The following is an 11,857-nucleotide window of genomic DNA, read 5'->3' as shown; positions in this document are numbered from 1 at the left end:
ATACCGGTTCATCACAGATGCCTCGGAGTACTGGATGCCCCGCCGGAGCCTGTCATCGGGCTCGCCTTCGGCGAGACCCGGTGGCGGGGCATGACGACGGAGGTTCGCCGCCACTCCGCGCGGACTTCTTCATCCGTCTCCGCATCCAGCGCCTTTGCAGCCAGCGCGTCGAACCTCTCCCGCTCCACCAGTTGCGACAGCGCCCAGACCGCGGCGCCACGCACCAGCGGGCTGGCGTCATCGAGCAGGCGCTCGGCCTCGACAGCAAGCGATGCGTCGTCCGCGTTGCCGATTGCGATCAACACGTTGCGAACAAAACGGTCGCGGCCGATGCGCTTGACCGGCGATTTTGAAAACAGCGCGCGAAATGCGGCGTCATCGAGCTGCGCCAGTTCGGACAGCGAAGGCGCGCGCAACTCGGCACGCGCGGCGAGTTTCGCCTCGCGTCCCTCCTGCGCGAACTTGTTCCACGGGCAGACGGCGAGGCAATCGTCGCAGCCATAGATGCGGTTGCCGATGCTCTTGCGGAATTCGTGCGGGATCGGACCCTTGTTCTCGATCGTCAGATACGAAATGCACCGCCGCGCATCGAGCTTGTAGGGCGCCGGAAACGCCGCGGTCGGGCAGATCTCCTGGCAGGCGTTGCAGGAGCCGCAATGGTCGCGCTCGGCGGCATCGCGCGGCAGGTCGGATGCGGTGAAGATCGCACCGAGAAACAGCCATGAGCCGAACTCGCGCGAGACGAGGTTGGTGTGCTTGCCCTGCCAGCCGAGCCCGGCCGCCCGCGCCAGCGGCTTTTCCATCACCGCGGCGGTATCGATGAACACCTTCACATCTTCGCCGGTCTCGGCCGCCAGCCAGCGCGCCAGCGTCTTCAGACGCTTCTTGATGACGTCGTGATAGTCATCACCTTGCGCGTAGGCCGAGATCGCGCCGCGCGTGCGCTGCGTCAGCAAGGCGAGCGGATCTTCGGTGGGGCCATAATTGACGCCGAGCATGATGATCGAGCGCACGCCCGGCCACAGCACGCGCGGGTCCATCCGCCGTTCCGGCTGCGCGGCCAGCCAGTCCATGTCGCCATGCGCGCCGGCAGCGAGGAATTCGCGAAAATATTTTGCTGCATCCCCGATCGCGTCGGGATCGGTGACGCCGATGCAATCGAATCCGAGAGTCTTTGCTTCGCGGATAAGCGCGGCCTTCAGGTCGGTGGCGGAGAGGGCGGTCTTGTTCAGAAGTCGAGGTCCACGTAGGTCCGCGACGCCGGCACGCCCGCCAGCCACTCGCTGAGCAGCGGACGGAACGACGGGCGGGATTTCACCCGCGCGTACCACGCCTTTGCCGCCTCGTCCTCGTGCCATGGCACATCGCCCAGATAGTCGATCGCCGAAAGGTTCGCCGCGGCGGCGAGGTCCGCGTAGGTCAGCCGGTCGCCGGCGAGGAAGTTCCGCGTCTGCGCCAGCCAGCCGATATAGGCCAGATGATAGCGCACATTGACCTTGGCCGCGCGGATCACGTCGGTCGACGGCGCCCCGCCGCCATTCTCCTCGCTCATGAAACGCTTGTAGATGCGCTCGGTCACCAGCGGATTGGAGACCTCCTCGAAGAATTTTTCATTGAACCACGCCATCAGCCGGCGCACCTCGACACGCTCGCCCATCGCGGCCGGCAGCAGCCGGCGGTCGCCCGCCTCGAGGCCATGCGTCTCGTCGAGATATTCGGCGATGATGCCGGCGCCCGGAATCGGCGGAAAGCCCTCGGCCATCAACACCGGCGTCGTGCCGGCCGGATTGAGCAGGAGAAACCCTTCACGCCGCTCCCACGCCCGCTCTTCCACCAGCCGCAGGTCAAGGCCGTGTTCGCCGAGCACGAGGCGAATGAAGCGCGAATGCGGGCAGAACGGGTGATGGTAGAGCGTGTACATGAAATCCCTAGGTAAAATCGCGGCGCTGAGGGAACCTTTAAGGTCCTCAGGCCGCGTCATGCGAATCGGACACTAGCCAAGCAAATGCGCCAGACAATGGTGTTTTGGCGTTTTTTTGCGATTGCGGCATAGGGGGGAATAGGCGAGAAGGGCGCGGCTTTTTCAGTCAGGACGGACCGCAGCATGATGTCTGATGCAGTGAAGGCAGTGATTCTCGGCATCATCGAGGGTATCACGGAATTTCTCCCCGTTTCCTCCACGGGCCATATGTTGCTGGCGCAACGCTTCTTCGGCCTCGGCGAAGGCGCGTTCTGGCAGAGTTTCGTGATCCTGATTCAGCTCGGCGCGATCCTCGCCATCGTCGCGCTTTACTTCGGGAAATTGTCGCGCGTCGCGCTCGGCATGTTCACCAATCCCGACGACCGCCGTTTCGTCGTCGGCGTTCTGGTGGCGTTTCTGCCGGCCGTCGTCGTCGGCCTCGCCGTTGGCAAGTACATCAAGGAGCTGTTGTTCAATCCATGGGTGGTGAACTTTACGCTGATCGTCGGCGGCGCGATCCTGCTGTGGGTCGATCAACTCGATCTCAAGCCGCACGAAGACGACGCCACGCGCTATCCCCTGATGATGTATCTGTGGATCGGGATCGCGCAATGCGTGGCGATGATCCCCGGCGTGTCGCGTTCCGGCGCCAGCATCGTCGCGGCGATGCTGCTCGGCGCCGACAAGCGCTCGGCGGCCGAGTTCTCGTTCTTTCTCGCGATTCCGACCATGGTCGGCGCGTTCGCCTATGATTTCTACAAGAACCGTGCCGAGATGACGGTCGATCACGTCGGCATCCTCGCGATCGGCTTCGTGGTGTCCTTCATCACCGCGATGATCGTGGTGAAGACGTTCCTCACCTATGTCACCCGTCACGGATTCACGTTCTTCGCGTGGTGGCGCGTCATCGTCGGCACGCTCGGCCTGATCGCGCTGGCGCTGGGGAAGTAGTCTCTGGAAAGAGCGAAGTGGTGTTGGACCTCATCCTGAGGAGCCGCGCAGCGGCGTCTCGAAGGATGAAAGCCGAGATGCAGCAGCGGGGGCCACATGGTTCGAGACGGCGCTGACGCGCCTCCTCACCATGAGGGTTGACGGCTATTACGCATTCTTTCGCTGAAATTGCCCGGCGGCGCGGAAGCGCCAGAGATATTGCGGAGCGATCACCTCGAGCGATTCCGGCGTGATGCCGAGCCCTTCCAGCGTTAGCCCTGAGGCCTTCGCCGCATCGGAGACCACATTGTCGGACTGCAGCATCGCCACCTGGTCCGGCGTCAGTTTGAAGATTCCCGGCGCGAATTGCAGGAACATCGCCTGTGTCCGTGCCAGCCCGAACGGCAGCGACAGCAGCATGCGCTTGCGGTCGGTGATGCGGAGAATGATTTCCATGATCTCGCGCATGGTCAACACTTCCGGCCCGCCGAGCTCGTAAACGCCGCCCGCCTTGGTCTTGCCGTCGGCCGCATCGGCAATGGCGGCGGCGACGTCGCCGACATAGGCCGGCTGCACCCGGTTCACCCCGCCGCCGATCAGCGGCAGGAACGGCGATATCCGGGCCAGCGCCGCAAAGCGGTTGGTGAACTGGTCCTCGGGCCCGAACAGCAGCGATGGCCGCAGGATGGTGGCCGAGGGCACGGCCGCCAGCACGGCGGTCTCGCCGGCCGCCTTGGCGCGGCTATAGGCCGAGGGCGAATTCGCGTCGGCGCCGATCGCCGATACATGCACCATCCGGGCGCCGGCACCGGCTGCCGCCCGGGCGATCGTTTCGGCGCCCTTGGTCTGGACCGAATCGAACGTCTGCGCACCGCTCTCGAAGAGCGTGCCGACCAGATTGACGACGATCTCGGAGCCCCGCATCGCGGCCTCGACCGAAGCCGGATAGCGCACATTGGCCTGCACCGCATGGATCTGGCCGACCCGGCCGAGCGGCTGCAGGTGTCCGGCGAGCTCGGGCCGCCGCACCGCCACGCGGATCCGGTATTCGCGCTTGGCCAGCGCCCGGACCACGTTTCGCCCCAGAAACCCCGATCCGCCAAAAACCGTGACGAGCGTTTCCAGGTTCGATGCCATCGGGTCAATTCCTGCCGGTCAAATTCGAAAGATATCAGGGGATTTAGCGGATTCGCGATACGCCAACACGGCCCCGCTGTACAGCCTATTCGGATCGCGTTGAAGCAATTTGACAAGCGCGTAACCGATCCTTACTAAGCGCGCCACGTGCCTAAATGCACGTGCCCAGGTGGCGGAATTGGTAGACGCGCTGGCTTCAGGTGCCAGTGGCTTCACGGCCGTGAAGGTTCGAGTCCTTTCCTGGGCACCACTACACACGCTTGCAGGTTGAATGCCGGCTGCGGCGCCTTCCCGGCGGCGGATCAATCGCTACTTTGAGCGCGCCCACCGCACCTGAGCTTACGTCGCGGAATCCGAATCGCCGGTATGGCCATCCGGGCCGCGCCCGAACACGCCATAACTGCTGGATTTTGCGCCGTCAGCATTGGACGCACTGACGGTGAGGCCGAGTTTCAACAACTCACGGACGGCGGCCGCCCGCGTTGGCATGCGGTGCTTGAAGCGGAAATCGTCGATCAGCGTCAGCTCATCTGGCGACAGCATGACCTGAAGTCGTTCTCCCCTGACGTCGGGCATCGGAATAATCCCAGATCGGAAATCCCAGAATAACGCAAAATGAGATGATTGAGTGGTTTACTCAACTTCCGTCTTCGGTGTTGGTTCCACTAAGCTAGGCTCTCACGCCAAATTAGTTAAATACATCAGTAAAAACAATGTGTTATAGCTTGATAAAATCTCTCGCCGCGCGTTACGCTGTATGATGGTGGAGATTGGCCATGACCGAGAAGATCAAGCTGCCGCGCAAGCTGTCCGAGGAACGGGAGCAGCCGCCCCCGCGGCGGCCGAGCCATGCGAACGTCATTGAAAATCTGGACCGGTGGGCCAATAGCCCGGAACTTCAGCCCCCGACATCGTCCGGCGCCAAGCCGGCCTGAGCGACCGGCATTATGAAGTAAGCCGGCAATGCCGGCTTCCATGGAAGGCAGCCGAACGCCCGGCGAAGTAGACAGAATTTCCACCAATCCGCCAATTCCGGCCTATAAGCCGTGCCCAGCCGCTCGCCTCCGGCGGCGGCCGACGCTAGTGTTTAAGTCGAATCGACTGAGACACGAGGCTTTTTTCATGACCATCCGCCTGCATCGCGGCGATCTGCCCGATTTGTCCCGTTACAAGGATTCGGTGGCGATCGATACCGAGACCATGGGACTCAATCCGCATCGCGACCGGCTCTGCGTGGTGCAGATGTCCAATGGTGACGGTAGCGCCGATGTCATCCAGATCCCGCAAGGCCACACCGATGCGCCGAATTTGAAGGCGCTGTTGGCCAATCCGAACGTGACGAAAATCTTTCACTTCGCCCGCTTCGATGTCGCTGTGCTCTACAACACCTTTGGCGTGATGCCGCAGCCGGTCTATTGCACCAAGATCGCTTCGCGCCTGACGCGCACCTATACGGATCGGCATGGCCTGAAGGACCTGGTGCGCGAGGTGCTCAATATCGACCTGTCGAAGCAGCAGCAGTCGAGCGATTGGGGTGCCGCTGCTCTCAGTGAGGCGCAGCTCGCCTATGCCGCATCCGACGTGCTGCACCTGCATGCCTTGCGCGAGCGGCTTGATGCCATGCTGGCGCGCGAGGGCCGCACCGCGATGGCGCAGGCCTGTTTCGACTTCCTGCCGACCCGGGCCAGGCTCGATCTCGGCGGCTGGGAGGCTGAAGACATCTTCGCGCATTCGTGAACGAGGCCGTTTGAAGCGGTCCGGGAGGCCGCTTCCGCCCCGTTTCCGACATACTGATCGCGAGTGTCCGGGCTGCATAATCCCGCGATTGCGGGTAGAATGACGCTTTGCTGGCGTCTTTGGAGCCTCGGTGAACTCGGTACAGAACCCCGCTTACGACCCCGGACTGGAGGTCCGCTTCGCCGCGGCCGCCCGCCACAGCCGGATGGTGCGGATGCTGCGGGTCGCGGTGCCAGCGGCCGTGGCGCTGTCGATGGCGGTCATCGTCCTCATCGCTGTCTTCAACCCGTTTCGCATCACGGAGATCGTGAAGCTGCCGGTCGACATGGGCAATCTCGTCGTATCAGGCACCAAGATCACCATGGAAACGCCGCATCTGGCGGGTTTCTCCACCGACCAGCGGCCTTACGAACTCTGGGCCAAGGCGGCGATCCAGGATCTCGCCAATCCCGATCAGGTCGAGCTCCGGACGCTGCGCGCCAAGGTCATGATGGAGGACAAGAGCACGGTGACGATGGATGCGCGCACGGGCTTCTTCGACAGCAAGCAGCAGATGCTCGACCTGCGCAAGGACATCTTCCTGCAATCCTCCACCGGCTATGAAGCGAAACTCTCGCAGGCCTATGTCGACATCAACAAGGGGACGGTGACGTCGGACGAGCATGTCGACGTCAAACTGCTGAACGGCACGCTCACTGCGGACAGGCTCAGGATCATCAACAGCGGCGAGATCGTTCGCTTCGAAGGTAACGTCGTGATGAACTTGATTATGGAAAGCCCGCCGGCGCCCGAGCCGGAGCCTGAACCGGTACCACCACCGAGGACACGGTCTGTCACCGGCAAGTCCACCAACACGAAATGATATCAATGATGCAGTTGTTCTCGCGCAGCTTTGCGCCCGCAGCGCTCGCACTCGCGCTGCTCGCCGCCGGCGATGCGCGCGCCCAGGGCGCGATGTCCGGCGTGCCGAATGCGATGCAGGGCTTTACGCAGAACCGCGATCAGCCGATTCAGATCGAAGCGGCGTCGCTCGAAATGCGCGACAAGAAGAAGGAAGCAACCTTTTCCGGCAATGTGAAGGTCGTGCAGGGCGACACTACCATGACCTCGAAATCGCTGGTCGTGTTCTATGATTCCGGCCCGGCACAGGACGCGCCGCAGCCCGCCGCGCCGAAAGGATCGAAATCCGGATCGATGCAATCGGCAACGCCCGGGCCGGGCGGCAGTTCGTCGATCCGCCGCCTCGAAGCCAAGGGCTCGGTCGTGGTGACGCAGAAGGATCAGGTCGTCACCGGCGAGACGGCGATCTTCGACACGCGGGCCAACCTCATCACCATGGTCGGCGGTGTCGTGCTGACCCAGTGCAAGAACGTGCTGAAAGGCGACCGCCTCAAGGTCGACATGACCACCGGCGTGTCGCGTGTTGAATCCGACGCCGGCAAAGTGCAGGGCATGTTCATCCAGGGAGAGAATTGCGGCTCGGGTTCGGGCGGCGCAAAGCAGCCGCCGATGCAGATACCGTCGCTGATTCCCGGTAAAAAATAAGGCAGATCAGCGCCTTAAAGATTATTTCGGGCCCGTGCGGTTGAAGCTGATGGTGCGAGCCTGTATCTACGTGAGCGGGGTATGGAGGGGTGTTTCACCGGCCGGGGGACATCCACTCATTCATGGTTCGCCAGCGAAGCTTTTCGCTGGCGGGCGCGTCGCGGAATCACCGTGAAAGGCTTAAGCGAAGCGGGATGGTGGATTTTCTCGGCATGTTTCGTCGACGTCCCGCGAAGCGCGGCCCTGCGGGGTTTGCGCGTTCGCGCGAGGACATAACGGCGCTCGGCGATTCCTTCGGCGACATGCTGACGAGCCCGGTGCGCGACGCGCCGAGGGCGCGCTCTGCCGCCGCTTCATTGCCTGGACTTGAGCTGCCCGAGCAGCACGCGGATGCCGAAACGGCGCGCGAGCCTCGCCCGCGGCCCGCGCCGCCGCGTCCCCAAGCCAGGTCCAATGGCGGTGGCGCGCCACAACTCATCAAGCGGTCCGGCTTCCTCGCGGTGCATAGCGTGGAGAAGAGCTTTGGCACGCGGCAGGTCGTGCGCGGCGTCAGCATCTATGTCCGTCGCGGCGAGGCGGTCGGCCTGCTCGGTCCGAACGGCGCCGGCAAGACCACGGTGTTCTACATGATCACCGGCCTGATCAAGGCGGATCGCGGTGCGATCGAGCTCGACGGCCATGATGTGACGAAGCTGCCGATGTACCAGCGCGCGCGGCTCGGCATCGGCTATTTGCCGCAGGAAGCCTCGATCTTTCGTGGCCTCACCGTCGAGCAGAACATCCGCGCCGTGCTCGAAGTGGTCGAGCCCAGCCGCAAGAAGCGCGAGCGTGAGCTCGATGCGCTGCTCGACGAATTCAACGTCACGAGGCTGCGCAAGTCGCCGTCGATCGCACTCTCCGGCGGCGAGCGGCGGCGCGTCGAAATTGCCCGCGCGCTGGCGACGCGTCCGAACTACATGCTACTCGACGAGCCCTTTGCCGGCATCGATCCCATCGCGGTCGGCGACATTCAGGACCTGGTCCGCCACCTCACCAACCGCGGCATCGGCGTGTTGATCACGGACCACAATGTCCGCGAGACGCTCGGCCTCACCGACCGTGCCTACATCGTCTATGCCGGGCAGATTTTGACCGAGGGCAGTCCGGAAGAAATCGTCAACGATCCCGATGTACGCCGTCTTTACCTTGGCGAGGAATTCCGGCTTTAGCCGATGCCGCGCCGGATGCGGCCGGATTTCAGATAAACTATTGTGCTTGTTCGATAATTCTCGGAGCGTCGGGGCCGGAAGCCGGTTTCAGCCTGCGGCCGTTGCGCCATAGCCCAATTTTTGCATCCGTCAAGACGTGTACAAGGGCTTGGGACTAATATAAGCAAGAATCGGACCAACTTTTGTTAGGATCGGTTCTTGGCCCCATGGCGCTGACGCAGAGATTAGAGTTCCGCCAGTCGCAGTCGCTGGTGATGACGCCGCAATTGATGCAGGCGATCAAGCTGCTGCAACTGTCGAATCTCGATTTGTCGGCCTTCGTCGAGGAGGAACTGGAACGCAATCCACTGCTGGAGCGCGCCAGCGACGGCCCCGAACCCCCGGTCGCGGGCGAGCCGGCCATCGAGGGCGGCGACTACCGGGATTCTGGCGAAGATGGCAGCGATGCCTCTGACATGAGCGCCGGGGCGGGGGAAGCCTTCGAGCCCGGCCAGGAGGACTGGCTGAACCGCGACCTCGGCAGCCGTGCCGAGATCGAGCAGACGCTCGACACCCCGCTCGACAACGTGTTTTCCGAGGAGCCCGCCGAGGCGGCCGCGCGCGCCGCGCAGGATGCCGCGCCGACGGCCTACACCGAATGGGGCGGCGGCGCCTCTAACGACGACGATTACAACCTGGAAGCCTTCGTCGCCGCCGAGGTGACGCTCGCCAGCCACCTTGCCGAGCAGCTTGCGGTGGCGTTCAGCGCGCCGGCGGAGCGCATGATCGGGCAGTACCTGATCGACCTCGTCGACGAAGCCGGCTACCTGCCGCCGGATCTCGGCCAGGCCGCCGAGCGCCTCGGCGCCTCGCAGGCCGATGTCGAGGCTGTGCTCGCGGTGTTGCAGAAATTCGATCCGCCCGGCGTCTGCGCGCGGAATTTGAGCGAGTGCCTGGCGATCCAGCTTCGCGAACTCAATCGCTACGACCCCGCCATGCAGGCGCTGGTGGAAAATCTCGACCTGCTGGCGAAGCGCGACATTGCCGCGTTACGCAAATTATGCGGCGTCGACGATGAAGACATCACCGACATGATCGGCGAGATCCGCCGCCTCAATCCGAAGCCCGGCCTGCGCTTCGGCTCGGCGCGCACGCAGACCATGGTGCCCGATGTCTATGTGCGGCCCGGCCCCGATGGCGGCTGGCATGTCGAGCTCAACAGCGACACTCTGCCGCGCGTGCTGGTCAATCAGGTCTATTACACCGAGCTGTCGAAGACGATCCGCAAGGACGGCGACAAATCCTATTTCAGCGACTGCCTGCAGAACGCGACCTGGCTGGTGCGCGCGCTCGATCAGCGCGCCCGTACGATTCTCAAGGTGGCCACCGAAATCGTCCGTCAGCAGGACGGCTTCTTCACCCACGGCGTCGCACATCTGCGGCCGCTCAATCTGAAAGCGGTGGCGGATGCGATCCAGATGCACGAATCGACGGTGTCGCGTGTCACCGCCAACAAATATATGGCGACCAATCGCGGCACCTTCGAGCTGAAATATTTCTTCACCGCCTCGATCGCGTCGGCCGACGGCGGCGAGGCGCATTCGGCCGAAGCGGTGCGTCACCACATCAAGCAGTTGATCGACGCCGAAACGGCGAACGCTATTCTCTCCGACGATACGATCGTGGAACGATTGCGCGCATCAGGCATTGATATTGCCCGCCGCACGGTCGCGAAATACCGCGAGGCCATGCGTATTCCTTCCTCGGTGCAGCGCCGCCGCGACAAGCAAAGCATGCTCGGTAATGCCCTTTCCGCTTCCGCCACCTCCTCCGACCGGTCCCGCGATACGGCTCCGGCCTGATTGCGTTCGCGTCAAATCGCGATAGTCTCGTTTCGCCCTGTGGAGCCGATCCGGGAAAGACCAGAGTAGCCGAGGCATCAAGCGAGGCATCAAATGACCCTTCGAATCTCCGGGAAAAGTATCAGTGTCGGCGAGGCGCTTCGTTCGCGCGTCAGCGAGCGCACCGATGAAGTTTTGAGAAAATATTTCGACGGTAACTATTCCGGGCACATCACGCTGAGCAAGGACGGCTTCGGCTTCCGTACCGATTGCGCGCTGCACCTCGATTCCGGGATCACGCTGGAAGCCGAATCGAATGCCACCGACGCGTATGCCAGCGCCGACCAGGCGCTGCTGATGATCGAGAAGCGCCTGCGCCGCTACAAGAGCCGGCTGAAGGATCGCTCCGCCCGCAAGGCCTATGCGGCCTCGGCGGCGCTGGCCGAGCTCGACGGGCCGATGTTGGACGCGCCGAGCTATGTCATCGAGGCGCCGGCGGAAGGGGACGGGGAGGTGACCTCCTACAGCCCGGTCATCATTGCCGAGGCGACGACCTCGCTGAAGCGGCTTTCGGTCAGCGAGGCGGTCCTGGAACTCGACCTGACGGGGGCCGCCTGCCTCGTCTTCCAGCATGGCTCCAGCGGCCGGGTAAACATCATTTACCGCCGGGCGGACGGCAATGTCGGCTGGGTCGATCCGCCGGCGGTTACCCCCTGACATCTGGGACCGAAAGCATTGACGCCCCGAATGGCTCTCCCTATGGTCCGCGGCTCTTTAAGCACGGGGGCAGGAACTTGCCCTTCGGGAGTTGGCAGCGTGCGTACGTTGGAGTAGAAGCCGTGCAAATCAGGACCCGGGTTAAGCCCGCCTCCTGTCTCACCTTCTTGACGCCCCGGTTCTAGAACCTATCTCGCAACCTGACGGTTAATTCACCTCGGAACGCCCCATGACGATTACCGATCTGGTCGCACCCGAGGCGATTCTCCCCGCATTGAAGGTCATCAGCAAGAAACAGGCGCTGCAGGAACTGGCCGCACGGGCTTCCGTCCTGACCGGCCAAAACGAGCGGGCGGTGTTCGAGGTGCTGCTGCAGCGCGAGAAGCTCGGCACCACGGCCGTCGGCTATGGTGTCGCCATCCCGCACGGCAAACTGCCGAAACTGGAAAAGCTGTTCGGGCTATTCGCCCGGCTCGAACGTCCGATCGATTTCGAGGCGATGGACGGCCAGCCGGTCGACCTGATCTTCCTGCTGCTGGCCCCGGAAGGGGCCGGTGCCGACCATTTGAAGGCCCTGGCGCGAATCGCCCGCCTGCTCCGCGACGTGGACGTTGCCAAGAAGTTGCGTGCCTCCCGCGACGCCCAGGCGATCTATTCGGTGCTCGCGCTACCGCCGGCGAGCGCGGCCTAGATCGCTCGTTTTTGGCGAATATTCTTCACGCGAACCCGAAAAACGCCGCGGTTCCGCGCAGCGAAGCGTGGGCTTCTCTGAACGGTAGTAAACTAATTAAACGCAATTTTAA

General features: G+C 63.2%; 13 protein-coding genes and 1 tRNA gene. 10 read left to right on the top strand and 4 right to left on the bottom strand.

Translation table 11 applies throughout. The features are described from left to right. Positions 1-11 precede the first annotated feature (11 nt). Positions 12-1,280, bottom strand: a complete 1,269-nt coding sequence (gene queG, locus QA643_RS00660) for a tRNA epoxyqueuosine(34) reductase QueG (RefSeq protein ID WP_283031295.1) — start codon at positions 1,278-1,280, stop codon at positions 12-14. After that, the gene (locus QA643_RS00655; RefSeq protein ID WP_283031294.1) at positions 1,229-1,921 is read right to left on the bottom strand and encodes a glutathione S-transferase family protein; all 693 of its coding nucleotides are present in this window, start codon (positions 1,919-1,921) and stop codon (positions 1,229-1,231) included. Before QA643_RS00655 ends, queG begins: the two co-directional genes overlap by 52 nt. 183 nt (positions 1,922-2,104) lie before the next feature. Here QA643_RS00655 and QA643_RS00650 point away from each other — a divergent pair, with 183 nt between their 5' ends. Then, the gene (locus tag QA643_RS00650; protein ID WP_283031293.1) at positions 2,105-2,911 is read left to right on the top strand and encodes an undecaprenyl-diphosphate phosphatase; all 807 of its coding nucleotides are present in this window, start codon (positions 2,105-2,107) and stop codon (positions 2,909-2,911) included. Between the two features lie 147 nt (positions 2,912-3,058). On the opposite strand, the gene QA643_RS00645 is transcribed toward QA643_RS00650, so the two are convergent. Then, positions 3,059-4,027, bottom strand: a complete 969-nt coding sequence (locus QA643_RS00645; RefSeq protein WP_283031292.1) for a complex I NDUFA9 subunit family protein — start codon at positions 4,025-4,027, stop codon at positions 3,059-3,061. Between the two features lie 163 nt (positions 4,028-4,190). Here QA643_RS00645 and QA643_RS00640 point away from each other — a divergent pair. Next, positions 4,191-4,277, top strand: a tRNA-Leu gene (locus tag QA643_RS00640). A gap of 89 nt (positions 4,278-4,366) precedes the next feature. Here QA643_RS00640 and QA643_RS00635 read toward each other — a convergent pair. Beyond that, entirely contained in the window at positions 4,367-4,603 is a 237-nt protein-coding gene (locus QA643_RS00635; protein WP_283031291.1) for a hypothetical protein, read from the bottom strand. A gap of 200 nt (positions 4,604-4,803) precedes the next feature. Here QA643_RS00635 and QA643_RS00630 point away from each other — a divergent pair, with 200 nt between their 5' ends. The 8 genes from QA643_RS00630 (at position 4,804) to ptsN (ending at position 11,745) form a co-directional block, all read left to right on the top strand. Beyond that, on the top strand, positions 4,804-4,962 hold the full coding sequence (locus tag QA643_RS00630) for a hypothetical protein (RefSeq protein WP_283031290.1): 159 nt from the start codon (positions 4,804-4,806) through the stop codon (positions 4,960-4,962). Positions 4,963-5,149: 187 nt separating this feature from the next. Next, entirely contained in the window at positions 5,150-5,764 is a 615-nt protein-coding gene (locus tag QA643_RS00625; protein ID WP_283031289.1) for a ribonuclease D, read from the top strand. Positions 5,765-5,894: 130 nt separating this feature from the next. Beyond that, positions 5,895-6,626 (top strand): LPS export ABC transporter periplasmic protein LptC, encoded by a 732-nt coding sequence (lptC, locus tag QA643_RS00620; protein WP_283031288.1) that lies wholly within the window; start codon positions 5,895-5,897, stop codon positions 6,624-6,626. Next, positions 6,623-7,309, top strand: a complete 687-nt coding sequence (locus QA643_RS00615) for an LptA/OstA family protein (protein WP_283031287.1) — start codon at positions 6,623-6,625, stop codon at positions 7,307-7,309. The genes lptC and QA643_RS00615 overlap by 4 nt, the downstream gene beginning before the upstream one ends. A gap of 194 nt (positions 7,310-7,503) precedes the next feature. Next, positions 7,504-8,517 (top strand): LPS export ABC transporter ATP-binding protein, encoded by a 1,014-nt coding sequence (lptB, locus tag QA643_RS00610; protein WP_283031286.1) that lies wholly within the window; start codon positions 7,504-7,506, stop codon positions 8,515-8,517. Between the two features lie 206 nt (positions 8,518-8,723). After that, positions 8,724-10,358: an RNA polymerase factor sigma-54 gene (rpoN, locus tag QA643_RS00605; RefSeq protein WP_283031285.1), complete on the top strand. Its 1,635-nt coding sequence runs from the start codon at positions 8,724-8,726 to the stop codon at positions 10,356-10,358. Positions 10,359-10,451: 93 nt separating this feature from the next. Beyond that, on the top strand, positions 10,452-11,054 hold the full coding sequence (gene raiA / locus QA643_RS00600; protein WP_283031284.1) for a ribosome-associated translation inhibitor RaiA: 603 nt from the start codon (positions 10,452-10,454) through the stop codon (positions 11,052-11,054). A gap of 229 nt (positions 11,055-11,283) precedes the next feature. Next, complete coding sequence (gene ptsN, locus QA643_RS00595) at positions 11,284-11,745, top strand: PTS IIA-like nitrogen regulatory protein PtsN (RefSeq protein ID WP_283031283.1); 462 nt, start codon at positions 11,284-11,286, stop codon at positions 11,743-11,745. Positions 11,746-11,857: the final 112 nt, after the last annotated feature.

Origin of the sequence: Bradyrhizobium sp. CB3481, assembly GCF_029714305.1 — a bacterium.
Classification (GTDB): domain Bacteria; phylum Pseudomonadota; class Alphaproteobacteria; order Rhizobiales; family Xanthobacteraceae; genus Bradyrhizobium.
The sequence above is the reverse complement of the archived record's forward strand: the minus strand, read 5'-3'. Positions and strand labels throughout refer to the sequence as shown.

Coding starts and splice junctions, on each gene's coding strand:
- QA643_RS00655 (WP_283031294.1), bottom strand. CDS start 1,921: ATGTACACGCTCTACCATCACCCGTTCTGCCCGCATTCGCGCTTCATT.
- QA643_RS00650 (WP_283031293.1), top strand. CDS start 2,105: ATGATGTCTGATGCAGTGAAGGCAGTGATTCTCGGCATCATCGAGGGT.
- QA643_RS00645 (WP_283031292.1), bottom strand. CDS start 4,027: ATGGCATCGAACCTGGAAACGCTCGTCACGGTTTTTGGCGGATCGGGG.
- QA643_RS00635 (WP_283031291.1), bottom strand. CDS start 4,603: ATGCCCGACGTCAGGGGAGAACGACTTCAGGTCATGCTGTCGCCAGAT.
- QA643_RS00630 (WP_283031290.1), top strand. CDS start 4,804: ATGACCGAGAAGATCAAGCTGCCGCGCAAGCTGTCCGAGGAACGGGAG.
- QA643_RS00625 (WP_283031289.1), top strand. CDS start 5,150: ATGACCATCCGCCTGCATCGCGGCGATCTGCCCGATTTGTCCCGTTAC.
- QA643_RS00615 (WP_283031287.1), top strand. CDS start 6,623: ATGATATCAATGATGCAGTTGTTCTCGCGCAGCTTTGCGCCCGCAGCG.
- lptB (WP_283031286.1), top strand. CDS start 7,504: ATGGTGGATTTTCTCGGCATGTTTCGTCGACGTCCCGCGAAGCGCGGC.
- rpoN (WP_283031285.1), top strand. CDS start 8,724: ATGGCGCTGACGCAGAGATTAGAGTTCCGCCAGTCGCAGTCGCTGGTG.
- raiA (WP_283031284.1), top strand. CDS start 10,452: ATGACCCTTCGAATCTCCGGGAAAAGTATCAGTGTCGGCGAGGCGCTT.
- ptsN (WP_283031283.1), top strand. CDS start 11,284: ATGACGATTACCGATCTGGTCGCACCCGAGGCGATTCTCCCCGCATTG.